The organism is Pseudomonas helvetica (assembly GCF_039908645.1).
Lineage (GTDB): Bacteria > Pseudomonadota > Gammaproteobacteria > Pseudomonadales > Pseudomonadaceae > Aquipseudomonas > Aquipseudomonas helvetica.
This window is the reverse complement of record NZ_CP150917.1, coordinates 559,670-584,085: the sequence shown is the minus strand read 5'-3', so window position 1 is coordinate 584,085 and position 24,416 is coordinate 559,670. Positions and strand designations below refer to the sequence as shown.

At 60.6% G+C, this 24,416-nt stretch carries 20 protein-coding genes; 6 read left to right on the top strand and 14 right to left on the bottom strand.

The genetic code is table 11. From position 1 onward, the window contains the following. Window positions 1-101: 101 nt before the first annotated feature. Window positions 102-644, bottom strand: a complete 543-nt coding sequence (gene orn, locus AABM55_RS02530; protein ID WP_347928737.1) for an oligoribonuclease — start codon at window positions 642-644, stop codon at window positions 102-104. Window positions 645-751: 107 nt separating this feature from the next. Here orn and rsgA point away from each other — a divergent pair, with 107 nt between their 5' ends. Then, on the top strand, window positions 752-1,783 hold the full coding sequence (rsgA, locus tag AABM55_RS02525) for a small ribosomal subunit biogenesis GTPase RsgA (RefSeq protein ID WP_054595344.1): 1,032 nt from the start codon (window positions 752-754) through the stop codon (window positions 1,781-1,783). A gap of 98 nt (window positions 1,784-1,881) precedes the next feature. Here the strand turns inward: rsgA and motB are convergent, their stop codons facing one another. After that, complete coding sequence (gene motB / locus AABM55_RS02520; protein WP_347928736.1) at window positions 1,882-2,928, bottom strand: flagellar motor protein MotB; 1,047 nt, start codon at window positions 2,926-2,928, stop codon at window positions 1,882-1,884. A gap of 162 nt (window positions 2,929-3,090) precedes the next feature. Further along, complete coding sequence (gene motA, locus AABM55_RS02515) at window positions 3,091-3,942, bottom strand: flagellar motor stator protein MotA (protein WP_054595342.1); 852 nt, start codon at window positions 3,940-3,942, stop codon at window positions 3,091-3,093. Between the two features lie 166 nt (window positions 3,943-4,108). Here motA and AABM55_RS02510 point away from each other — a divergent pair, with 166 nt between their 5' ends. The 3 genes from AABM55_RS02510 to asd all read left to right on the top strand — a co-directional run bounded on the left by AABM55_RS02510 (window position 4,109) and on the right by asd (window position 7,650). Next, window positions 4,109-5,641, top strand: coding sequence for an HDOD domain-containing protein (locus AABM55_RS02510; protein WP_054595341.1), 1,533 nt, complete (start codon window positions 4,109-4,111; stop codon window positions 5,639-5,641). Between the two features lie 314 nt (window positions 5,642-5,955). Beyond that, on the top strand, window positions 5,956-6,780 hold the full coding sequence (locus AABM55_RS02505; protein ID WP_347928734.1) for a rhodanese-like domain-containing protein: 825 nt from the start codon (window positions 5,956-5,958) through the stop codon (window positions 6,778-6,780). 9 nt (window positions 6,781-6,789) lie between these two features. Further along, window positions 6,790-7,650, top strand: coding sequence for an archaetidylserine decarboxylase (gene asd, locus AABM55_RS02500; protein ID WP_347928733.1), 861 nt, complete (start codon window positions 6,790-6,792; stop codon window positions 7,648-7,650). A 125-nt stretch (window positions 7,651-7,775) separates the two neighbouring features. Here asd and serB read toward each other — a convergent pair whose 3' ends face one another. Beyond that, a complete protein-coding gene (gene serB, locus AABM55_RS02495; RefSeq protein WP_054595338.1) occupies window positions 7,776-8,990 on the bottom strand; it encodes a phosphoserine phosphatase SerB in 1,215 nt (404 codons plus the stop codon). Between the two features lie 134 nt (window positions 8,991-9,124). Here serB and AABM55_RS02490 point away from each other — a divergent pair, with 134 nt between their 5' ends. After that, window positions 9,125-10,666 (top strand): AhpA/YtjB family protein, encoded by a 1,542-nt coding sequence (locus AABM55_RS02490; RefSeq protein ID WP_347928732.1) that lies wholly within the window; start codon window positions 9,125-9,127, stop codon window positions 10,664-10,666. Window positions 10,667-11,008: 342 nt separating this feature from the next. On the opposite strand, the gene AABM55_RS02485 is transcribed toward AABM55_RS02490, so the two are convergent. The 8 genes from AABM55_RS02485 to AABM55_RS02450 all read right to left on the bottom strand — a co-directional run bounded on the left by AABM55_RS02485 (window position 11,009) and on the right by AABM55_RS02450 (window position 19,995). Next, complete coding sequence (locus tag AABM55_RS02485; RefSeq protein ID WP_054595336.1) at window positions 11,009-11,716, bottom strand: membrane integrity-associated transporter subunit PqiC; 708 nt, start codon at window positions 11,714-11,716, stop codon at window positions 11,009-11,011. 177 nt (window positions 11,717-11,893) lie between these two features. Beyond that, a complete protein-coding gene (parC, locus tag AABM55_RS02480; protein ID WP_103316320.1) occupies window positions 11,894-14,158 on the bottom strand; it encodes a DNA topoisomerase IV subunit A in 2,265 nt (754 codons plus the stop codon). Window positions 14,159-14,236: 78 nt separating this feature from the next. Then, window positions 14,237-15,220, bottom strand: a complete 984-nt coding sequence (locus tag AABM55_RS02475) for an esterase-like activity of phytase family protein (protein ID WP_347928731.1) — start codon at window positions 15,218-15,220, stop codon at window positions 14,237-14,239. Further along, window positions 15,220-17,124, bottom strand: coding sequence for a DNA topoisomerase IV subunit B (gene parE / locus AABM55_RS02470; protein WP_347928730.1), 1,905 nt, complete (start codon window positions 17,122-17,124; stop codon window positions 15,220-15,222). Before parE ends, AABM55_RS02475 begins: the two co-directional genes overlap by 1 nt. A gap of 42 nt (window positions 17,125-17,166) precedes the next feature. Next, window positions 17,167-17,775 (bottom strand): YqiA/YcfP family alpha/beta fold hydrolase, encoded by a 609-nt coding sequence (locus tag AABM55_RS02465; RefSeq protein WP_054595332.1) that lies wholly within the window; start codon window positions 17,773-17,775, stop codon window positions 17,167-17,169. Between the two features lie 244 nt (window positions 17,776-18,019). Then, window positions 18,020-18,835 (bottom strand): 3',5'-cyclic-AMP phosphodiesterase, encoded by an 816-nt coding sequence (gene cpdA / locus AABM55_RS02460; protein ID WP_347928729.1) that lies wholly within the window; start codon window positions 18,833-18,835, stop codon window positions 18,020-18,022. 99 nt (window positions 18,836-18,934) lie between these two features. Continuing rightward, window positions 18,935-19,387 carry a DUF1249 domain-containing protein gene (locus AABM55_RS02455; RefSeq protein WP_019691483.1) on the bottom strand — a complete coding sequence of 151 codons (453 nt, stop codon included), beginning with the start codon at window positions 19,385-19,387 and terminating at the stop codon, window positions 18,935-18,937. Next, the gene (locus tag AABM55_RS02450; RefSeq protein WP_054595330.1) at window positions 19,378-19,995 is read right to left on the bottom strand and encodes an NUDIX domain-containing protein; all 618 of its coding nucleotides are present in this window, start codon (window positions 19,993-19,995) and stop codon (window positions 19,378-19,380) included. Before AABM55_RS02450 ends, AABM55_RS02455 begins: the two co-directional genes overlap by 10 nt. Window positions 19,996-20,219: 224 nt before the next feature. On the opposite strand from AABM55_RS02450, the gene AABM55_RS02445 reads away from it, so the two are divergent. After that, on the top strand, window positions 20,220-20,966 hold the full coding sequence (locus AABM55_RS02445; protein WP_347928728.1) for an RsiV family protein: 747 nt from the start codon (window positions 20,220-20,222) through the stop codon (window positions 20,964-20,966). On the opposite strand, the gene cytX is transcribed toward AABM55_RS02445, so the two are convergent. Continuing rightward, the gene (cytX, locus tag AABM55_RS02440; protein WP_347928727.1) at window positions 20,935-22,227 is read right to left on the bottom strand and encodes a putative hydroxymethylpyrimidine transporter CytX; all 1,293 of its coding nucleotides are present in this window, start codon (window positions 22,225-22,227) and stop codon (window positions 20,935-20,937) included. The two genes, AABM55_RS02445 and cytX, sit on opposite strands and share 32 nt — an antisense overlap. Before the next feature lie 215 nt (window positions 22,228-22,442). Then, entirely contained in the window at window positions 22,443-24,332 is a 1,890-nt protein-coding gene (gene thiC / locus AABM55_RS02435; RefSeq protein ID WP_054595327.1) for a phosphomethylpyrimidine synthase ThiC, read from the bottom strand. Between the last annotated feature and the right edge of the window lie 84 nt (window positions 24,333-24,416).

Here is a 24,416-nt window from a genome sequence, read left to right as displayed (position 1 = left end):
CCTAGGCTGCCTGATAAACCGTAGCTGCCAGACTTACGGCTGCTGCGCAGCCGAGCGGGAGCAAGCTCCCTCGCCACATTAGCCCCCCCAATATCATTCAATCAGAACTTGATGAAATGCGTGCGGTAGTGCTGCAACTCGGCGATCGACTCGCGGATATCGTCCAGCGCCAGGTGCGTGCTGCCCTTCTTGAAGCTGTCGCGTACGTCCGGAGCCCAGCGTGCGGCCAGTTCCTTCAAGGTCGAGACGTCGAGGTTGCGGTAGTGGAAGTAACTTTCCAGCGCCTTCATGTGCGTATAGAGGAAGCGCCGGTCCTGGCAAATGCTGTTGCCGCAGATCGGCGACGTGCCCTTCGGCACCCACTTTTCCAGGAAGGAGATGGTCTGGGCTTCCGCTTCAGCCATACTGATGCGGCTGTCGCGTACCCGCTGGGTCAGGCCGGAGCCACCGTGTTGACGGGTGTTCCACTCGTCCATGCCCGCCAGGATCTCGTCGCTGTGGTGAATGGCGATGACCGGGCCTTCGGCCAAGGTGTTGAGATTGCTGTCGGTGACAATAGTGGCCATCTCGATGATGACATCGGTGTCAGGGTTCAGACCGGTCATTTCCAGATCGATCCAAATCAGGTTCTGCGGGTTTTGCATGTGTCGGCTCCTCGGCGTAGGCATGCAGTTTAGCCTAGAGGACTCTCGGGGCGTGCTAAACTCGCGGCCGTTTTACCTAATCGCTGCATTATCCACACGGAACACCCATGGCCAAACGCCAACTCAATCGTCGTCAAAACTGGCGCATCGAAAAGATTCAAGGTGAGCGCGCTGCACGCGCCGCCAAACGCGAATCCTCCGCCGTCGAAGCGCTCGAGGGCGGCGACCTTGGCCCCGAGCAGACCGGCCTGGTGATCGCTCACTTCGGCGTTCAGGTCGAGGTCGAAGCCCGCGACGGCGAACTGGCCGGCCAGGTGTTCCGCTGCCATTTGCGGGCCAACCTGCCTGCGCTGGTGACCGGCGACCAGGTGGTCTGGCGTGCCGGCAACCAGGGCATCGGCGTCATCGTCGCGCAATTGCCGCGTAAAACCGAACTGTGCCGTCCCGACAGTCGTGGCCAGCTCAAGCCGGTAGCGGCTAACGTCGACATGATCGTGATCGTCTTCGCCCCGCTCCCCGAACCTCATGCCAACCTGATCGACCGCTACCTGGTCGCTGCCGAACACGCTGGTATTCGCCCGCTGCTGTTGCTCAATAAGTTCGACCTGATCGACGAGCAGAATGCCCCGGCGCTGAATGCCTTGCTAGCGGTCTACCGCACGCTGGGTTACCCGGTGCTGGAAGTCTCGGCGCACCATGGCAATGGCATGGAGCAGTTGCAGGAACAACTGGACGGGCGCATCAGTGTGTTCGTTGGTCAGTCCGGCGTCGGCAAGTCCTCGCTGGTCAACAGCCTGCTGCCGGAAGTCGAAACCCGTGTCGGCCCACTGTCCGAGCTGTCCGGCCAGGGCACCCACACCACCACCACCGCGCGGTTGTTCCACTTCCCCGGCGGCGGTGAGCTGATCGATTCCCCGGGTATTCGGGAATTCGGCCTGGGCCATGTCAGCCGTGCCGACGTCGAAGCCGGTTTCATCGAGTTCAACGACTTGATCGGCACCTGCCGCTTCCGCGACTGCAAGCACGACCGCGAACCCGGTTGCGCCCTGCTCAAGGCACTGGAAGAAGGCCGCGTGCAACAGCAGCGCATGAACAGCTACCGCTCGATCATCGCCAGCTTGCCCGAAACCAGCTATTAACCAGAGCGCTCAGCAGCCCCGATACTGAAGGCTGCTGAGTGCCCACTGGCGCACCGACAGACAATAAAAAGCCGCGATCATCGCGGCTTTTTATTGGGTCACTGCTTGGGTGGCCCGGCCGGTTTGGCCAGGTCGCCGGCTTTCGGTGCCGGAGCGTCGAACAGGTTCAAGCGTTCCCGAAGCTCATGTGCCGGCAAGGGTTCCTTGTCCGCCGGCAAGGCGTTCGGATCGGCAGGGATGGCCGGCACCTCACTCGGAGCGCCCTGCCCCGGTATCGGTGTTGGTGCCGGTTCCGCGCCTTGTTCACCCTCGATGGCGCGCTGGGCCTTCTTGGTCAGCACGACGATGTCGATGCGGCGGTTGACCGGATTGAGCGGATTTTTGCGATCGAACAACGTCGACGAAGCGTAACCCACCACCCGCGCCACTTGCTGTTCCGGATAGCTGCCCGCGACCAACGCCCGGCGAGCGGCGTTGGCACGGTTGGCCGAAAGCTCCCAGTTGCCGAATTCACCGGTGCCCGCATAAGGCTTGGCGTCGGTGTGGCCACCGATGCTGATCTTGTTCGGCACCGCTTTGATGGTGTCAGCCATGGCCAGCAGAATATCTTCGAAGTACGGTTTCAAGCGCGCACTGCCGGAGTCGAACATTGGCCGATTTTCGGAATCGATGATCTGGATGCGCAAGCCATCCGGGGTGATTTCGAAAAGAATCTGATCCTTGAACTTCTGCAGCTGCGGGTTTTCTTCGACCTTGTTCTGCAGCTCTTGCAGCAACAGTTCCAGACGCTCGTGCTCGACCTGTTCGGCCATGCCTTCGACCTGCTCGGTATCGACGGTGACCTTGTCCGGTTGCGGCTGCGACTTGACCTCGGGGTTGAGAGTCTTGTCCGGCGCCAGCACCGGCGTGCCGCCCAGGTCGATAATGAACGGCGTACCGCTTTCAGAGAAGCCGATCGGGTCCTTGAAGTAACCGGCAATGGCAATCTTCTGTTCCGGTGTGGCGGTGGATAGCAGCCACAGCACCAGGAAGAACGCCATCATTGCCGTCGCGAAGTCAGCGAAGGCAATTTTCCACGCGCCCCCGTGATGCCCGCCAGCAATGCGCTTGACGCGCTTGATGATTATCGGCTGATTATTTTCCATGTTAAGTGCTCTGTCTCACAAATACTGTTCCTTTCTGGCGGTGCCTGTTGTCGCCATACGGCGTTGCCGCTCCTCGCCATAGCGGGCTATGACTCGTCGCGGCGCCTTGTCTGGCAACAACAGACACTCGCCAAAAAAGGAGCGTATTTGCAAGACAAAGCACTAACGACCGCGAACCGCTTGTTCCAGCTCAGCGAAGCTTGGACGGTGTGCCGGATACAGAACCTTGCGCCCGAACTCCACCGCCAACGATGGCGGCATGCCGGAAGCTGAAGCCACCAACGAAGCCTTGATGGCTTCGTAGATGTTCAGCTCTTCCTTGGCATCGTGAGCCAGGGAGTGCGCCAGCGGGCCAAAGAAACCGTAGGCCGCGAGAATACCGAAGAAGGTACCGACCAGTGCGGCACCTACGTGCAGACCGATGGACTTCTGATCGCCCTCACCCAGCGAGGCCATGGTCACCACGATACCCAGTACCGCCGCAACGATACCGAAGCCGGGCATGGCATCGGCGATACCGTTGACCGCGTGGGATGGGTGCTCGAGGTCTTCCTTGAGGCTGAACAGTTCCATGTCGAACAGGCCCTCAAGCTCATGCGGCGCCATGTTGCCGGACGACATGATGCGCAAGTAATCGCAGATGAACGCGGTCATGCGGTCGTCTTTGAGAACCGCCGGGTACTTGGCAAAAATCGGGCTGGCAGCGGCGTCTTCAATATCGCCTTCAATGGCCATCATGCCTTCGCGACGGCTCTTGTTGAGTATCTCGTAGATCAGGCCCAGCACCTCCAGGTAGAAGGTGTGATTGAAACGCGAACTGAACATGCCCAAGGATTTCTTGAGCACGTGCATCGTCATATGACCGGGGTTGGCCTGAAGGAATGCACCCAGCGCCGCACCGCCGATGATCATCACCTCGAAAGGCTGAATCAGGGCGGCAATCTTGCCGTGGGAAAGCACGTATCCGCCGAGCACGCTCGCGAATACGACGATGATGCCGATAATTTTAGCCATAGGTAGAAGGTACTTACTTAAGTCGGGTTCAAGGTCATATTCGGAAGTTAAAAAATCTCTTCTTCTACTTATCGGCAAAACTGCGCCAGACTATAGCCAGTTAAGGCGAAAAGCTAATTTGGCCCGCTCCGGGCGTGTTTAATGCAGACGATGATCGCGCCCAACCATGGCTAATGAAACGACCGTTCCAACTGCTAGACCGACCACACTCGAAGGCTGGGTCAAGCTGCTCGATGGCGTAACCTTGCCCGTGCCGCGAGCCAGCCATGATCGCGTCTGCAAGGCTATCGCCGACAATCGCAGCTCGTTGCGCGATATTGCCGAACTGATGCAAGGCAGCCCGGCCCTGGCCCTCAGCGTCATCCGCGAAGCCAATCGCCACACCCACGGCAGCATGAGCGAGCCCAGCGAGAACCTGGAAGTGGCGATCAACCGCCTAGGTCTCAAGCGCACCGAAGAACTGCTCGCACGCCTGCCCGCCCTGCCCGAGAACGAAATCCCGCCGGCCCTGCGCCAACTTCAATTGATCAGCCTGCACGCGACCCAACAGGCCAACGGTTTTTTTGCCAGTCGCCTGGCACGGCTCTGGCAGGACATCCACTGGGGGAGCCTGCTGTTCCTCTCGCCGTTCTGGCCACTGGCCCTGACCTTCCCGCAACTGCTGGAAGACTGGGAACTGCGGGTCCTGCACAAGCGCGAGCCAGCACGCAAGGTCGAAAAAGAATTGTTCGGCGTACGCCTGCTGGAACTCGGCCAGGCACTGGTGGAAGTCTGGCGCCTGCCCATCTGGGTAGGACAAGGCTATCGATTGCTGCTGGATGAACAACGCGAGCTGGCGAAAGTCGTGCATATCGCCCGCGACGCCGAGCACCCGTTGCGCCAGCAAAACCGCCTTGATGACGACCCGACGCTGCGCCGCTGGCTCAACCAACCGGCCAACACGGTATTGCTGGCCAACGGCCTGGCGTTATCGGCACAGCAAGCCTGGAGCAGCCCTCACTGCCTGCGCTGGCAGTTTCTGACCAGCCTCTACCTGCAAATGCCGATGGACGAAGTCCAGCAGCAACTGCACCAGCAAGCCGCACTCAGCGCCCGCAACCATGCAATGCCGGACCTTTGGCATCCCGCCGGGGCATTGCTCTGGCCGTGGGACGAGCGACGCCTTCATCGCGGCCAGCTTCCGGCGCCAGCCCCCACCGCCGAAGACCTGACAAAGTGGCGCAAGCAATGCGCAGAACTGCTGGCGGAGCCGAGCCGCTTTACCAATGCCATGCACCTGACCACCTTCGCCCGGGACGCGCTGGTTGCCTGCGGCATGCGTCGGGTGATGATTCTGATGGCTGATCGCACGCACAGCCAATTGCGCGTGCACCAGATTCACGGCCTGCCTAAAGAAGCCGCGATGCTGAACTTTGTGGTCAGCCAGAGCACCGTGCTGCAACGCTTGCTCTCGCAACAGGCTCAGGTGCGGCTGACGCCAGTCAACAACGCACAGTTTTCAGCCTTGCTGCCTGCCAGCCTGCGCGCACTGTTCGGTGGCGAGCACCTGCTGCTGCGCTCACTGGTCAACAATGGCCGGGTGATCATGTTGGTCGTGGCGGACCAGGGCGGCGGTCCATTTTCGGAAATCACCGTGCAAGCCTTCGGCAAAACCGCACAGTGCATCGAAAAAGCCCTGCACAGCTTTAGCCACCGCTAGGGCCTGTCATCAATTATTTCCTGTGCCGCGTTGTCGCCTGAAAGCGGGCCAGGCAAGGCGCAGTCCGCAGATAAGGGTCGTTTCCTTGCCAAGGACTGCAACGCAGTCTGACCCGCTTTCAGGCACAACCCGAAGGGCCGGGCCTGCTGTGGCGCAGGGCAGCGTTGCTCGGAGCTTATTTGGAATGACCAAACCGCGCTCCTCGCGCCTTGCCCTGCACCACAGCAGACCCGGCGCGGCACAGGAAATAATTGATGACAGGCCCTCATAGCCGTTGCGCTACAATCCTTCCCTTTGTGCTCTGGAGACCTCACATGTCTGACTTCTCTGGCTTGTCGCTGGTCATCGAGCCGAGCGACCTGCTCGCCCGTCTCGATGCTCGCGAACTGATTCTGGTCGACCTGACCAGCAGCGCCCGCTACGCCGAATGCCATATTCCCGGCGCGCGCTTCGTCGACCCCAAACGGACTCAACTGGGTCATCCGCCGGCGCCGGGCCTGCTGCCGCCACAGGCTGCACTTGAAGCCCTGTTCGGCGAACTGGGGCATAACCCGGACGCGGTCTACGTGGTCTACGACGATGAAGGCGGCGGTTGGGCCGGACGCTTCATCTGGTTGCTGGATGTCATCGGCCACAGCAACTACCACTATGTGGACGGCGGCCTGCTGGCCTGGCTGGCGGAAGGCTTGCCGGTTTCAACCGAGGTTCCAGCGGCTGTCGGCGGCCCGGTTGCACTGACCTTGCACGACGAGCCCACCGCTACCCGCGAATACCTGCAAAGCCGTCTTGGCGCCGCCGACCTGGCAATCTGGGACGCACGCGGGCCGCTGGAATATTCCGGCGAGAAAGTCCTCGCCGCCAAGGGCGGACACATCCCTGGCGCAGTCAATTTCGAATGGACCGCCGGCATGGACAAGACGCGCAACCTGCGTATCCGCACCGACATGCCGCAGATCCTCGAACAGCTCGGGATCAGCAAAGACAAAGAAGTGATTACCCACTGCCAGACCCACCATCGCTCTGGCTTCACCTATCTGGTGGCCAAGGCGCTCGGTTATCCGCGGGTCAAAGGCTACGCCGGCTCCTGGGGCGAATGGGGCAACCACCCCGACACGCCTGTTGAGATTCAAGGTTCTTAAGGACAGTTAATGAAAAAGCGTTTGTTTATCCTCAGCCAGTACCTGCTGCCTCATCACCTGCTCTCGCGTCTGGCCGGCTGCATCGCCGAATGCCGCGTGCGCTGGTTCAAGAACGCCTTCACCGCCTGGTTCGCCAAGCGTTATCAGGTGGACATGTCGCAAGCGCTGGTCGAGGACCTGACCGCTTACGAACACTTCAACGCGTTCTTCACCCGCGCACTGAAAGATGGCGCCCGCCCGCTGGACCAGACCCCGGGCGCAATCCTCAGCCCGGCTGACGGTGCCGTCAGCCAGCTCGGCCCGATCGAGCATGGTCGAGTGTTCCAGGCCAAGGGCCACAGTTTCAGCGTGCTGGAATTGCTTGGCGGTGATACGGCAAACGCTGCGCCGTTCATGGGCGGCGATTTCGCCACTATTTACCTGTCGCCCAAAGACTACCATCGCGTACACATGCCGCTGGCCGGCACCCTGCGCGAAATGGTCTACATTCCGGGCCGGATCTTCTCGGTCAACCAGACCACCGCGGAAAACGTTCCAGAGTTGTTCGCCCGTAACGAGCGCGTCGCGTGCATCTTCGACACCGAGCGCGGGCCAATGGCTGTGGTATTGGTCGGTGCGATGATCGTCGCTTCGATCGAAACCGTCTGGGCCGGGCTGGTAACGCCACCCAAGCGCGAACTGAAAACCTTCCGCTACGACGAAGCTGCCCGCGCGCCGATTCACCTGGAAAAAGGTGCCGAGCTGGGTCGCTTCAAACTGGGTTCGACGGCGGTTGTGCTATTTGGCCCGAATCAAGTGAAGTGGGCTGAAGAGCTGGCGGCTGGCTCGCCAGTGGTGATGGGCCAAGGCATGGGCACTCCAAAGGCATAACCAAAGGCCTGCGATCTTTTGACACCTGCGAGATCGCGAAGATCAAAAGATCGCAGCCTGCGGCAGCTCCTGCGCACAGAAAAAACGCCGCTATTTGCGGCGTTTTTTTTGGCACTTGATTCGGTTCAGAGCTGACCGTCGCGGTCTCTGAAGCCCAGCAGATACAGCACGCCATCCAGCCCCAGGGTCGAAATCGCCTGCTTGGCCGACTGTTTGACCAGCGGCTTGGCACGGAACGCCACGCCCAGACCTGCAATTGCCAGCATCGGCAAATCGTTGGCACCGTCGCCGACGGCAATGGTCTGCTCCAGACGCAAGCCTTCCTTGTGCGCCAGCTCACGCAGCAAATCGGCTTTGCGCTGTGCATCGACGATTGGCTCGACAGCCACACCGGTCACTTTGCCGTCGACCACTTCCAGTTCATTGGCGAACACATAGTCGATGCCCAGCTTGGCTTGCAGCTGTTTGGCAAAGTAAGTGAAACCGCCCGACAGAATGGCCGTCTTGTAGCCCAGGCGCTTGAGTTCGGCGAACAAGGTTTCAGCACCTTCGGTCAGGCGCAGGGAGGCCCCGATCGAGTCCAGCACGCTGACGTCCAGCCCTTTGAGCAAGGCCAGGCGCTCCTTGAAGCTGGCGCGGAAATCCAGTTCGCCGGCCATCGCCCGCTCGGTGATTTCCGACACCTTCTCGCCCACCCCGGCAGCCTTGGCCAGCTCGTCGATAACTTCGGCTTCGATCAGTGTCGAATCCATGTCGAATACCGCCAGACGACGATTGCGACGGAACAGCGAATCTTCCTGGAAGGCGATATCGACGTTCAGTTCCTGGGCCACGCTGAGGAACTCGGCACGCAGGGCCTGCGGATCGGCCGCTTCGCCACGCACGGAAAACTCAATGCAGCCCTTGCCCTTGTCAGCTGGAGTGTCCAGTGGCATACGTCCGGACAGACGGTCGATGTGATCGATGTTCAGCCCGTATTTGGCAGTGATCGAACTCACGCGCTGCAACTGCTCGGCCGTCACTTTGCGGGTCAGCAAGGTCACAATGTGGCGTTTCTTGCCTTGAGCGCCGACCCACAGCTGGTAATCCTCTTCGGAGACCGGCGTGAAACGCACCTGTTGCCCCAGCTCGTAGGCCTTGAACAGGATGTCCTTGAGCACCGACGAACCCTGTTCGGTGTCGGGAATTTCAACCAGGATGCCGAACGACAACGTGTCGTGGATCACCGCCTGACCGATGTCGAGAATGTTCACACCACCCTGGGCCAGTACACCGGTAATGGCCGCAGTCAGACCCGGACGGTCGACTCCCGTGATGTTTATCAGGACGATTTCGCGCAAGGCGCACCCCCGCAAGTGGAAAAAAACCGCATTCTACCCACTTTCAGTGACCATCGGGCACAGCGAGCGCTTTGCCGGTCTGGGGCCTGTCGCTATACTGCGCGTCAACTTCACGGACAAAAGAGCCGAGCTCAGTGAACCGGCCTACGCCAGTTAAAACCGATAACTTCTTTCTGCTGATCTTCCGGGCACTGCGCCATCGCCGTGTACCGATTGCATTGCGCATTGCCAGCCATAACGTGATCCTGGTCGCATTGGCCCTGGTGATCTACGCCTGCGTGATGGGTCTGCAGTTCAAACAGGCCATGCACGAGCAAGCGGATGCCCTCGGCCAGAGCCTGACTACCCAGACAGCGATGTCGGCGACCGAACTGTTGGTGTCCAACGACATCCTCAGCCTCAACGTATTGCTGAACAACCTGACCAAGAACCCGTTGGTGGCTCACGCGGCTATTTATAGCGTGGACAACCGGATTCTCGCCGAGGCCGGACAGCGCCCCAAGCATGGCTTGCTGGGCGAAGCCGAAGGCATGTACGAGAGCAAGATCACCTTTCAGGACGTGACGGCCGGTCAACTGCGGATCAGCCTGGACATGGCGCAGTTCCAGCAGCCGATGACCATCAGCCTGCAAAGCATGGGCATTCTCAGCGCGATCCTGCTGGCGTTGTCCCTGGCCCTGAGCTTGCGCCTGGGTCGGCACATCTCCACGCCGCTGCTGCAATTGCGGGTGTGGTTGCGCGACATTGACGAACACACCCCGGCGACTCAGCGCCAGGACGAAATCGGTGACCTGGCTCGCCAGCTCCACAGCAGTTATGCACCCGAAAAGGTCGAGCCTGAACCCGAGCCAGAGCCAGAATTCGACGATTTCGAAGACACTGAAGAGGCCGAACCGAGCTTCGAAGTGCGTAACCTGCGCGACCCAAGCTTCGACGAGAGCGCTCCGGTGGCCGGCCTGAAACCGGCAGCACGGCACGTGGTCAGCGCTGAAGAAGACGAACTGGACGAAGATGATCCTTTTGCCGACCTTCGCGACACCGCTGCCGCCGCGCCCGTTGCCAAGCCGCAACTCAACAAGCCTGCTGCCCCTGCGCAACCGCAGCACAGCGCGGTATTGGCGGTGCAGCTGGGTGCTCAGGAGCAACTGCGCCGCCTGCCACGCGCACGCCTGACCGAACTGCTGGAGCGTTATCGCGACTGCCTGGACCAGGCGGCTTCGCTGTATGAAAGCGAACTGCACACCCTGAACGATGGCAGCACGCTGATGCTGTTCCACAGTGAAGACAGCGGTGAAGACTACCTGACCAACGCCATCTGCTGCGGTGAGTTGCTGCGTGCGCTCGGCCACCAGTTGCAGATCGAAGTCGCCGACAGCGGCATCACCCTGCAATTGCAGCTGGGCCTGACCTTGGGCGATGGACTCTTCGGCCTCAGCCAGATTGATCTGCTGCTGACCGAAACCGCTCAGGATGCGCTCGCATTGTCCCAGCACAGCCGAAACCTGCTGCTGGTGGAGCGCAAGATCAGCGACGACGTACTGATCCGCCAACGTGCGCGGATCCGCCCAATCGCCAGCCCTGAAGGCGCTTGCTGCGTCGAACGGTTGATGGAACCTTACCCGTCGATGCTGGAGCGGCAACTGGCGCGCATGCACGAGACACGCGCCAAGAGCTGAACCCGGCCGTGAACCAAAAAGCCCGCAGACGAGTGATTGCCTGCGGGCTTTTTCATGGCCGACGGCATAGAAACCGTATACGTAGCAGCTGCCGAGCCTGCGAGGCTGCGTTCGAGGCGGACCGCGATCGGGCGAAGTCCTCGCAAATCCTGTGCACGCGGCTTGTCTGAAAGAACAAGTTACCTGGTTTCACGACCGCTTCGCGGCCGAACGCAGCCTCGCAGGCTCGGCAGCTGCTACATGCGTTGGCCCCGCAGCACGGTGCTGCCTGCATTCTCCCTTCCAACCGCCAGAAACAACAAAGCCCGCATCAACGCGGGCTTTGTCTGTACGGCAATCACCTCAGAACCTGAACACTTCCATGTCCGTGCGAATCGGTGAAGCCATCGGGATCTTCGGTTTCTCCGGCTCTGCCGGCGCCGCCGGCTTGGACGCAGGTTTACGCGGTGCTTCGACAACCGGTGGCTGATTGGCCAGCGGCTTGAGCGCGACCGACAGCTGCTCGGCCAAACGCTGCAGCAATATGCCCTGGGCCTGCACCTGAGCGGCCGTACCACTGGCGTGCGGCTCTTGCAGATGAATGATGCGGTTGTCACGCACCTGGCCACGACGGTCGATCAAACGCCACTGGGCATCGAGGATCGCCGGTTGCGACTCACCCGAATCCAGGCGAGTGATCGACAGCAAAACCTGTACATCCGGGGTGAAACCCAGGGTCGCCGGTGCCAGCACTACGCGCTGGCTGTCCAGATGGCCGGCCACCTGGCGCAACAGAAGCTGATTGATGTCCGAAGACAGGCTGCCCGCCCAACGACCGTCGGTGGACGCTTGCAGGCTGCCATCAGGCTGGCGCTGCAGCAGGGTTTCACGTTGCAGGTAATCGGCGATCGATACCGGGCCCAACAAAACCGCCATGCCCGCGCTTTGCGCAGGCTGAGCCGGACTTCCGCTGTCCAGCTGATACAGCGACACCGGCTGGTGAACGCTGCAACCCGCCAGGCCAAATACGCCAGCGAGCAACAAAAGTAGAGGAAGGCGCAGAACAGTCATCATCCCATCCAAGTGACGGCCAACGAGCCGGTCACAGTGAAAAATACTCAATCAATATGAAGAACGCAGGACCACGCCCACGTTTGAAAGGCCATATCATCCGTGAATATGGCCTCCGACTCCAGCGCGAAAGCATCGATCTACGGGTTAAATCGTAGATCGAGCACGCTGGACCGCTTAATTGATAGCTTCTACCAATAGTGCATCAACGCGCTGAAAGCCCCGTGGCAGCTTGTTGCCACGGCGTCCGCGCTCACCTTTATAGTGTTCGAGGTCATCGGCTTTAAGCGACAGCGTGCGCTTACCGGCCTGCAATACCAGGGTCGCGCCTTCCGGCAATACCGCGATGTCGGTGACATATTCCTCGCGACTGGCTACACGTTCGCCGGAGATACCGATGATCTTGTTGCCTTTGCCCTTGCCCAGCTGCGGCAGATCGCTGATTTTGAAAATCAGCAAGCGACCTTCGGTGGTGACCGAGGCCAACCAGTTCTGCTCACGGTCAGCGACCGGACGCGGCAGAATCACCTTGGCGTTGTTCGGCAGGCTCAACAGCGCCTTGCCGGCCTTGTTCTTGGCTTGCAGGTCTTCACCCTTGACCACGAAACCGTAACCGGCGTCCGAGGCAATGACATACAGCCCATCGTCTTCAGGCATCAACACGCATTCGAAGGTCGCGCCGGGTGGCGGCGTCAGACGCCCCGTCAGCGGCTCACCCTGGCCACGGGCCGATGGCAGCGTGTGCGCCGGCACCGAATAACTGCGACCGGTGGAATCGATGAACACCGCAAACTGGTTGGAACGACCGGCCGCTGCGGTCTTGAAGCCGTCCCCGGCCTTGTACGAAAGCCCGGTGGCGTCGATGTCGTGGCCCTTGGCCGAGCGCACCCAGCCTTTCTCGGACAGCACTACGGTGACTTTTTCGTTCGGCAGCAGATCGTGCTCGGTCAGCGCTTTGGCTTCGGCACGCTCGACAATCGGCGAGCGACGGTCGTCGCCATAGGTTTCGGCGTCTTTGATCAGCTCGCTGCGCACCAGCTTCTTCAGCTTGGTTTCGCTGCCCAGCAAGGCTTGCAGCTTGGCTTGTTCCTTGAGCAGTTCATCCTGCTCATCGCGCAGCTTCATTTCTTCGAGTCGCGCCAACTGACGCAGGCGAGTGTCGAGAATGTAGTCAGCCTGGATTTCGCTCAGGGCAAAGCGTTCGATCAGCTTGGCTTTCGGGTGTTCCTCGGTACGGATGATGTGGATCACTTCATCCAGGTTGAGGTACGCGATCAGCAAGCCGTCCAACAGGTGCAGGCGACGCTCGACCTTGTCCAGGCGAAATTGCAAGCGGCGGCGCACGGTCTGAACCCGGAACTCCAGCCACTCCACCAGCAACGCCCGCAGATTCTTCAGCTGCGGTTTGCCGTCCAGGCCAATGATATTGATGTTGACCCGGTAGCTCGACTCCAGCTCGGTGCTGGCAAACAGGTGCTGCATCAACGCTTCATGATCGACCCGGCTGTTGACCGGAATGATCACGATACGGCATGGGTTCTCGTGGTCCGACTCATCGCGCAGGTCCGCCACTTGCGGCGCCTTGGACGGCTTGGCCTGCATCATCGCGGCAATCTGTTCCAGCACTTTGGCACCGGAGACCTGATGCGGCAGCGCGGTGACGACAATGTCGCCGTCTTCGATGTGATACACGGCGCGCATGCGCACCGAACCGCGACCGGTTTCGTAGATTTTCAGCAGGTCGGCGCGCGGTGTGATGATTTCCGCTTCGGTCGGATAATCCGGGCCCTGGATGTGCTCACAGAGCTGCTCGACCGTGGCTTTCGGTTCATCGAGCAAACGCACGCAGGCCGTGGCAACTTCCCGCAGGTTGTGCGGCGGAACGTCTGTGGCCATACCCACGGCGATGCCAGTGGTGCCGTTGAGCAGGATGTTCGGCAAACGTGCTGGCAATACCAGCGGTTCATCGAGGGTGCCGTCGAAGTTCGGACCCCAATCCGCCGTGCCCTGGCCCAGTTCGCTGAGCAGCACTTCGGAATAACGCGACAGGCGCGCCTCGGTGTAACGCATGGCCGCGAAGGATTTCGGATCGTCCGGCGCACCCCAGTTACCCTGCCCGTCCACCAGCGTGTAGCGGTAGCTGAACGGCTGGGCCATCAGCACCATGGCTTCGTAGCACGCCGAGTCGCCGTGCGGGTGGAACTTGCCGAGCACGTCACCGACCGTACGCGCGGACTTCTTGTGCTTGGAGTCAGCGTCCAGCCCCAACTCGCTCATGGCGTAGATGATACGCCGCTGTACAGGTTTCAAGCCGTCGCCGATGTGCGGCAAAGCACGGTCCATGATCACGTACATGGAGTAGTTGAGGTAGGCATTTTCGGTGAAGTCGGCCAGTGAACGGCGTTCAACGCCGTCCAGGCTGAGATCCAGGGAGTCGCTCATGCGGGCCTCATCAGTTCGTTGTCTGGCGCAGCAACAAGGTGCCACTGCGCTGGGTAAATTCAAGTTTTTTCAGGATGCTCACGACTTGGCGTCCCAGCCGCCTTGCGGCGCGGCAAAGCGCCAGACAATCGGCCGGGCTTCGCCATCCGCGCGAGCACCATTGTTGTTGTCGATGCCGATCCAGGCGCCATCAACGTCGACCACCAGTGCTTCGGCAAGACCATAGGGCTGTGAATAGCGTCGATGTTCCTGCAAGGCTTCAGCCGCAAATGACCAGCAGCGCTCGACCTTGGCGCTCAGCGCATCGCGACGGCAGATTTGAAACGCATTGCGTTCCAGGGTGAAGAGCTTGCCGTTGAACAGTGCCAGATCCGCAAAATCCTTGGATACCGGCTTGGCATTGGGAAATGGCGCGGGCTGCATTTCCTTGCCAGCTTCGCTCAACAGCACACAGCTGCCGTCACAGTCCCAGACGGTCTGTTGGCGCTTGACCAGCAACAAACCACGCCGCTCGCGCTCGGCCGCCAGCCATAGCTGATCGCCTTGCGGACTGATCGCCAGTCCTTCGAACAGCGCGTTGAAATGCAGCAACATGCCGCTGGCTCGCGCCTCGCGAACCATGATCGGTGAAATTTTCAGCCACGCGGCTGGCCCCTGTACCGGCACTTGCAGCACCGCCGCATGGGCTTCACTGACGATGTAGCGGTTACCGGCCTTGTCGCAGGTGATCCCCTCGAAGTCGAGGTTTCCACCGCGCACGAACGATGCCGCCCAGGTGCGCGACTTCAGCCCCCAGGGCAACCCGCTGTCAGGCACCGGCGGCACATTGATGCGCACGGTTTCGGCCTGCCAGACGCGCTCGCTGGTATCGAGCCGGTAGATCTGATCATCATCACGATCGGAAACCGTCCACAGGTCTTTGCCGCATTGCGCCAGCCCCGACAGGTTACCGCCGCGCATGCCCTCCACGGCGTGCTCGGAAACCAGCGTCAGTTCCGGCGCAGGCTCCGCCGCAACGGCGGACGCCAACAACAGCAACGCGAGGGCGAAACCGCTCCGCATCAGCCCAGAACCTCGGCCAGGTTGCCTTTGGATTCCAGCCAGGACTTGCGGTCGCCAGCGCGTTTTTTCGCCAGCAGCATGTCCATCATTTCCGAGGTGGCTTCGAAATCATCCAGCGTCAGTTGCACCAGACGTCGAGTGTTCGGGTCCATGGTGGTTTCACGCAGTTGCGGCGGGTTCATTTCACCCAGCCCCTTGAATCGGGTGACCTGCGGCTTGCCGCGTTTCTTCTCGGCCACCAGGCGATCGAGAATGCCATCGCGCTCGGCTTCATCGAGGGCGTAGTAAATCTCTTTGCCGAGGTCGATACGGTACAGCGGCGGCATCGCCACATAGACGTGACCGGCGTCCACCAACGGCCGGAAATGCTGGACGAACAAGGCACACAGCAAGGTCGCGATGTGCAGACCATCGGAGTCGGCGTCGGCGAGGATGCAGATCTTGCCGTAACGCAGCTGGCTCATGTCCGCAGCGCCCGGATCAACACCAATGGCCACGGCAATGTTGTGCACTTCCTGGCTGGCCAGCACTTCGCTGCCGTCGACTTCCCAAGTGTTCAGAATCTTCCCGCGCAGCGGCAGGATCGCCTGGAACTCTTTGTCCCGCGCTTGCTTGGCCGAACCGCCGGCGGAATCACCTTCCACCAGGAACAGCTCGGAACGCATTGGGTCCTGCCCGGCGCAATCGGCGAGCTTGCCCGGCAAGGCCGGTCCTTGGGTGATGCGTTTGCGCTCGACCTTTTTGCTGGCCTTCAAACGGCGACCAGCGTTATTGATCGCAAGCTCGGCCAGTTGCAGGCCCAACTCGGGATTCGCGTTGAGCCACAGGCTGAAAGCGTCCTTGACCACGCCGGAAACAAACGCCGCCGCCTCGCGGGACGACAGGCGCTCTTTGGTCTGGCCGGAGAATTGCGGCTCCTGCATTTTCATCGAGAGGACGAAGGCAATGCGCTCCCAGACATCTTCCGGTGCCAGCTTCACGCCACGCGGCAGCAGGCTGCGGAACTCGCAGAACTCACGCATTGCGTCGAGCAAGCCCTGACGCAAACCGTTGACGTGAGTACCGCCCTGGGCCGTCGGGATCAGGTTGACGTAGCTTTCCTGCACGCTGTCGCCACCTTCAGGCAGCCACAACAGCGCCCAGTCGACCGCCTCTTTATTACCGGCCAGGCTGCCGCAGAAGGGTTCGTCGGGCAGACGTTCGAATTCACTGACCGCGTCTACCAGATAGGAACGCAGACCGTCTTCGTAATGCCATTCGACTTTTTCGCCGGTGGCCTTGTCTTCAAAGCTGACCAGCAGCCCCGGGCACAACACGGCCTTGGCCTTGAGTACGTGCTTGAGGCGGCTGATGGAAAATTTCGGTGAGTCGAAGTATTTCGGGTCCGGCGAGAAGTACACGCTGGTCCCGGTGTTGCGCTTGCCAACGGTGCCGACGATTTCCAGGTCGGTGGCTTTGTAGCCATCGGCGAAGGTCATCTGGTACTCGTTGCCATCGCGTTTGACGCGCACCCGGACCTGGGTCGACAGGGCGTTGACCACCGAAATACCCACCCCGTGCAAACCACCGGAGAACTGGTAGTTCTTGTTCGAGAACTTGCCGCCGGCGTGCAGCTTGGTGAGGATCAGCTCGACGCCCGAGACGCCCTCTTCAGGGTGAATATCCACCGGCATGCCACGACCGTCATCGCTGACTTCCAGGGAGTGGTCCGCGTGGAGAATGACCTGCACCGATGTCGCGTGCCCGGCCAAGGCTTCGTCGACACTGTTGTCGATGACTTCCTGGGCAAGGTGGTTCGGCCGACTGGTGTCGGTGTACATGCCGGGGCGTTTGCGCACCGGGTCGAGGCCCGAGAGGACTTCGATGGCGTCTGCGTTATAAGAGCTAGCGCTGGGAGTGGCCATGGGGTCTCGTCGTCAGTCGTTCATGAAAATAGGGGCGAAGGTTCACAGTGCTGTGAAATCGATCGCCTGGTACACATCTGCGCCGATGCCGGCAAAACTCAACAAGGCCGGCAATTGCTCGGCGAACCCCTGGAAACTATGGTCGCCGCCAGCCTGGATACGCAAGGCACAGGCTCGGTAATACTGCTGGGCGAGGCGATAGTCCAGCGTTTCGTCCCCGGTTTGCAACCACACCTGAAACCGCTGCGGGTCCTGGGGCGCCGGCACTTCCAGCTCGGCCAGGGCCGTCACGTGGTCGTGGGTCAATTCCCAGGTCTCTTCGGTATACAGGTTTTTCTGCGTGCCCAGGTATCCGTCGAACATCCGGTGCGGGCTGACGGCAGGGTTGATCAACAGGGCCTTGAGGCCATGGCGCTCGGCAAGGTGAGTGGCATAGTAGCCGCCGAGGGAGCTGCCGACCAGCAGTGGCCGCCCCAGCCTGGCAATCGCCTGCTCCAGCTGACCGATGGCCTCGCGTGGATGGTGATGCAAGGCCGGCACCTGCAACTGGTCGCCCAGACCCAGACGATCCATCACGTCGACCAGCTGACAGGCCTTTTTCGACGCGGGTGCGCTGTTGAAACCGTGGATATAAAGGATCGAACCAGACATGCGAGCTCCCTGTGAGGCGGGCAAAGATGCCGCAGTTTACAGGGAGTCCACGAGATTGACTTGCTCAGGAACGAATCAGATCGTTCCGATCAGAGACAAACCCTGTGGCGAGGGAGCTTGCTCCCGCTGGGCTGCGCAGCAGCCCCAAAACATTCAACCGCGTCTAGCCAAATTACTGCACGCACCGGTTTTTACGAACGCTTCGCGATCGAGCGGGAGCAAGCTCCCTCGCCACAAAGGGGGGTCAGTAGCCGTTAGAGCCGTAATCAACCTCAAACTCGAACCCGGTCACCCGCTCGACCCCGGTTTCCAGCCGTCCGTCCGGCAGCAACCGCAACCAGCGATAGCCTGGTGCCAGGGTATCGACCTTGAAGTCCACACTGCCAGGCTCGAACTGGATGCACGTCGATGGCGAAGCGATCAACCGCACATCGTTGCGCAATTGATCGATTTCCTGATGCACATGCCCCCAGAGCACTGCCCGTACGTGTGGGAAGCGATCGAGCACGGCAAACAGGGCGTCCGGGTTGCGCAGGCCAATCGGTTCCATCCAGGCACAACCGATGGACACCGGATGATGGTGCAAGCACACCAGATGATGGCGCTCCGGCGCTTCGCTCAGGGCGCGCGCGAGCAATTGCAGTTGGTCATCCTGCAAATACCCTGGCACCGAGCCCGGTACTGCCGAATCCAGCAAGGTGATCCGCCAGTTACCGATGTCCACGATGGGCTCCAGCAACTGACTCTGGACCGCGGCCTGGGCCATGATCTGCGGCTCATCGTGGTTGCCGGGAATCCAGCGCGCGGGCGCATCGATCTGCCGGGTCATTTCGCGAAACTGCTGATACGACTCAAGCGTGCCATCCTGGGACACGTCGCCACTGGCGATCACCAGATCGATGCGCGGCTGTTGTGCCAGCGCCAACTCGATAACCTTTTGCAGGCTGTCGCGGGTGTTCATCCCCAGCAACGTGCCATCCGCTTCGGCGAACAGATGGCTGTCAGAGAGCTGCACCAGCAATACGGCATCGTTGGCTGTCAGAGTGGATACGCTCGGCAAGGCGTTCTCCCAAGGCGTGATCACGGATATGGATTAATGGCGCAATTATGCTGGGGGAACTTGAAAAGAGGAAACCCGTGAACCTGACGCAGTTCACAACTAGCGTACGACTTCGAACTCATGCCCGCAGGCCAGGCAATGACTCAGCCACTCGCCGAGGAACACATTGAGCTGGGCCTTTTCATCCGGCTGGTGCATCAACGCATTCGGATAAGGGTAGATGCCGCGAAAGCGCCGTGCATGTTCTGCACTAATGACTTCGGCCATGCGCGCGTCGTGGTACACCTGCACTTCCAGTTGCGGCACCGGCAGCCATGGCAGGCTGTGCTCCTGGCGCACGCGCAGGGTCGTGGTGTACGGACATGCCTGCAACACTTCCAGCATCAGCACGCCCAGCATCTGCTCACCCTGGGTCATGGCAATGCGCCGGGCAGCCGGCTGGTTGCGCATCTCCGGTAACAGGCGCATCAGTCGGGCGTAGTTGGCCTCGCAGGCGCTTTGCAGCCCCACAAGATCGACCCGATAACGATCGCGCTGTTTGTTTACGACCATAACCCCCTCACTTCAACGCGGTTCAAAGCCAGCCATTGCAAGGCAATAATGCTCGCCGCGTTGGAAATCCGTCCATCACGTACGGCTTGCAGGGCATCTTCGAAGTCCCAGACCGTCACGCGAATATCTTCTGCTTCCTCCACCAGCCCATGAATGCCGCCGGCCCCGTTACTGTCACACCGCCCCAGATACAAGTGCACGTATTCGGTACTGCCACCGGGCGACGGAAAATAATTGAGCATCGGCCACAGCGCAGTGAATACAAGCCCAGCTTCCTCCTGCGCTTCGCGGTGAGCAACTTCTTCCGGTTGTTCGTCCTTATCGATCAGACCGGCGACCAGTTCGATCAGCCACGGATTATCAGTCTTGCCCAATACACCGGCGCGAAATTGCTCGATCAATACCACCTCGTCCCGCTGCGGATCGTAAGGCAGGACACACACCGCATCATGACGAACGAACAACTCGCGGCTGATCTCGCGACTCATGCCACCGGCAAACAGCTCATGACGCAGGTGCACGCGATCAAGCTGGTAAAAACCCTTGAAGCAGTTTTCGCGGCGCACGACGTCTACGATGGTCGGGGTGGCATTGGCAAAATCAGTCATAACAATCCTCGTTTACTGTCTATCCGTCCGAGGCTCCCCCCCAGGCTTCGCGCCATCCTAACGCGCCCGCACCGTTTGATGCAGCCTCTTTGCCGTCAGCGGGATAGACGGCAAGGGGTGAAAACAACTCTAATTGGCTCTAATTAGCTTAGTGGCGAACCGACCGCGCCGCTGGCAGTCGAAGACCCTGAATTTTGCCTTTCTCTGATTCATGAAGGACGCCCATGTCGCTGTTGAAAATCGCCTCCGTGGCCTGTATTGCCCTCACGCTCGGCGCCTGCCAAAGCCTGTTCCAACCCAGCTATCGGGCACAGGTGACATCCACTCGCGATGCGTCCGAGCAGGTCAAGCCGGGTTGCGACGGCCCCGACTGCCCGCTGGTAAATATCGACACGGTGCATTTCCCGACCGACCCGCAACTGGACCGGATCGTCGAACAGCGCCTGCTGCAAATGACCCGCACCTCACCGGGCGCGGCGTTACCCGCCTCCCTCAACGCCTACCGCGAACAGTTCCTGCGTGAGTCAGGCGATCGCAACAGTGTCTACTTGCAAGCCAAGGTACGTGAGCAGCATGACGGACTGGTGATCATCGAAGTGTCCAGCTATCTGGACACGGGCGCGGCCAATGGCACGCCGGGGCGGGGCTTTATCAACTACTCGCGCCAGCTGCAAAAAGAGCTGAGCCTGAGCGACATGCTCTTGCCGGGGCAGGAAGTGGCGTTCTGGAAGACTGCGCAAGTTGCACACAATAGCTGGCTGATCAATTCGCAACTGGATCGGGATCCGGACTTCGTCAAAAGCTGGCCGTTCCAGAAAACCCCGAACGTGGCCTTGACCAGCGCCGGGGTGGTGCTCAAGTACAACGTCGCGACCATCGCGCCCTATTCGAGTGGCCTCATCGAGATGACCATCCCCTACGCTCGCCTCAAGGGTCAGATCAAGCCTGAGCTGGTGCCGGAGCGTAGCTGAAGACCCGCCCCAGCAGCAGTTGCAGCAGCCCTGCCACTACCAGCGATGGCAGGGTTGCGCCAACCTCCGGATACAGATTCGCCAGCAAGTGATAGGTGCTCACCCCGCCCAGCCAGGCGAGCAACGCCGGCCAGCGCAAGGCGGCTGACGCAATTTGAGCACTGCGCTTGCGCAGGATGAAGTGATCCACCAGCACCACGCCGAACAGTGGCGCAAACACCGAGCCGATCAACAGCAGGAAGTTCTGGTACTGGGCCAATGGCGCCAGGCACGCGATCAAGGTGCAGATCACCCCGATGGCCAAGGCCAGGTGCTCGACTTTCATGCGCAACAGAATCCCGCTGGAGACCGCCGCCGAGTGAATGTCGGCGAAAGCGTTTTCCGACTCGTCAAGCAGGATCAGCAACAGCGGAATGCCCAAACCGGCACCGGCCAGCGCCAACAGCAAGGCATTGACTTCACCACTCGGGGCAAATGCCAGGGTGTAGGCAACGCCCAGGCTCATCAGCCAGAAGTTACCAATGAAGAAGCCCAGCGCCGTACCGCCGAATACGCTTTTCGCACGCTTGCCGAAACGCGAGTAGTCGGCAATCAGCGGCAGCCACGACAGTGGCATCGCGATGGCGATATCAAAACCCACGGCGAATGGCATCGAACCGTCACCGGCCTGCATCCACAGCGCGGCCAGATCGGCTTTGGCGAAGAGGTTCCAGGTCAGCCAGATGCACGCTGCCAGCAGCAACCAGATGCCCCACTTGCGCAGGATCTGACGGACAAACGTCAACGGGCCACTAACTGCAAGCAAGGTCGCCAGGGCGCCAAACGCCAGCGTCCAGAGCAATGGATTGGCCATCAGGCTAGCGTCGCTGAATGCACGGGCGCCGAGCAGGCTGGCCGCGTCGCGCATGACGATGATTTCGAACGAGCCCCAACCGATCAGTTGCAGCAGGTTCAACAGCGCCGGCAGACTCGCACCGCGAGTACCGAGGCTCAGTTTGAGTGCAGCCATGGCCGACAGGCCGGTATCGCTGCCGATCACCCCGACGCACGCCAGCAGCAGAACACCGACTAGCGTGCCCAGGAAAATTGCCAGCAACGAGCCCGACAAGCCCAGCCCCGGCGCCAGCAAGGCCCCGGTCTGCAAGACCATCAGACCAATGCCAAGGGAGAACCACAGGGAGAACAGATCGCGGGCACCGAACACGCGCTGGGCCAGAGGCACGGCGTGATCGGGAGAATAGGTACTGGGTTGAATACTCAAGGGGGGTTATCTCAGAGGAACATTTGTTGTTGTGGATCGTCAGATCCCCTGTGGCGAGGGGGCTTGCCCCCGTTGGACTGCGAAGCAGTCCCAAAGCAAACGACTGAGCCCTGTCAGTTAGAACTCGTCGCCGGATTTACGACCGCTTCGCGGCCGAACGGGGGCAAGCCCCCTCGCCACAGAGTTGCCGGCGCCTCTGGAGGCGCCGGCAAAAATCAAACCTTCTTGTACAGCTGGCTGCCTTCCTGCTTGAAGCGCTCTGCCTGTTCGGCCAGACCTTGGGCGACTTCGGCATCGACGGTTTCGATCCGCTGGTTGGCCGCATACTCGCGGACTTCCTGGGTGATTTTCATCGAGCAGAATTTCGGCCCGCACATCGAGCAGAAATGCGCGACCTTGGCCGAGTCTTTCGGCAGGGTTTCATCGTGGTACGAACGCGCGGTGTCCGGGTCCAGGCCCAGGTTGAACTGATCTTCCCAGCGGAATTCGAAACGCGCCTTGCTCAAGGCGTTGTCGCGGATCTGTGCGCCCGGATGTCCTTTGGCCAAGTCTGCCGCGTGGGCGGCGATCTTGTAGGTGATGATCCCGGTCTTCACGTCATCCTTGTTCGGCAGGCCCAAGTGCTCCTTCGGCGTGACGTAGCAGAGCATGGCGCAACCGAACCAGCCGATCATTGCCGCGCCGATGCCCGAGGTGATGTGGTCGTAACCCGGTGCGATGTCGGTGGTCAATGGGCCGAGGGTGTAGAACGGCGCCTCGTCGCAGCACTCGAGCTGCTTGTCCATGTTCTCCTTGATCAACTGCATCGGCACGTGGCCCGGGCCTTCGATCATGGTTTGCACGTCGTGCTTCCAGGCGATCTTGGTCAGCTCGCCGAGGGTTTCCAGCTCACCGAATTGCGCTTCGTCGTTGGCGTCGGCAATCGAGCCAGGACGCAGGCCATCGCCCAGCGAGAAGCTGACGTCGTAGGCCTTCATGATTTCGCAGATGTCTTCGAAATGAGTGTAGAGGAAGTTCTCTTTGTGGTGCGCCAGGCACCACTTCGCCATGATCGAACCGCCACGGGAAACGATCCCGGTCACGCGCTTGGCGGTCATCGGCACGTAGCGCAGCAACACGCCAGCGTGGATGGTGAAGTAGTCGACGCCCTGCTCGGCCTGCTCGATCAGCGTGTCGCGGAACAGCTCCCAGGTCAGGTCTTCGGCAGCGCCACCGACTTTTTCCAGGGCCTGATAGATCGGCACGGTACCGATCGGCACTGGCGAGTTGCGGATGATCCACTCACGGGTTTCGTGAATGTGCTTGCCGGTGGACAGGTCCATGACCGTGTCCGAGCCCCAGCGAATGCCCCAGGTCAGTTTCGCCACTTCTTCTTCGATGGACGAGCCCAGCGCGCTGTTGCCGATGTTGCCGTTGATCTTCACCAGGAAGTTACGGCCGATGATCATCGGTTCCAGTTCGGTGTGGTTGATGTTCGCCGGGATGATCGCGCGACCGCGGGCGATTTCTTCACGGACGAATTCCGGGGTGATGATTTTCGGCACGCTGGCACCGAAGCTGTGACCGGCGTGCTGCTGATCCAGCAGACCTGCGGCGCGGGCCACTTCGAGCTTCATGTTTTCGCGGATGGCGACGTATTCCATCTCGGCGGTGATGATGCCTTTGCGGGCGTAGTGCATCTGGCTGACGTTGGCACCCGGCTTGGCGCGGCGCGGGTTGTTGACGTGAGCGAAACGCAGCTTGGTCAGCTCTGGATCGGCGAGGCGTTCCTGGCCGAAGTTCGAGCTCAGGCCGGCCAGGCGCTCGGTATCACCACGGGCTTCGATCCACGGCGAACGCACGTCACCCAAGCCTTTGCGCACATCGATGATGACGTTGGGGTCGGTGTACGGACCCGAGGTGTCGTAGACCACGACCGGCGCGTTGATCTCGCCGCCGAAATCGGTGGGGGTCACGTCGAGGCTGATTTCGCGCATCGGCACGAGGATGTCCGGGCGAGAGCCCTGAACATAAATTTTTTGCGAGCGGGTAAAGGGCTGAACCGATTGCTGATCGACTTTGGCCGAGTCACTCAGATTGATCGCATTTTTTGATTTTGTAGTCATCACGGGCTCTCCAGACTTCATCCAGGCAGTGGAATTTTGTCGGAGCGAACCTGTAACGAATGGACGCAGCCCACCAGTGAAGAC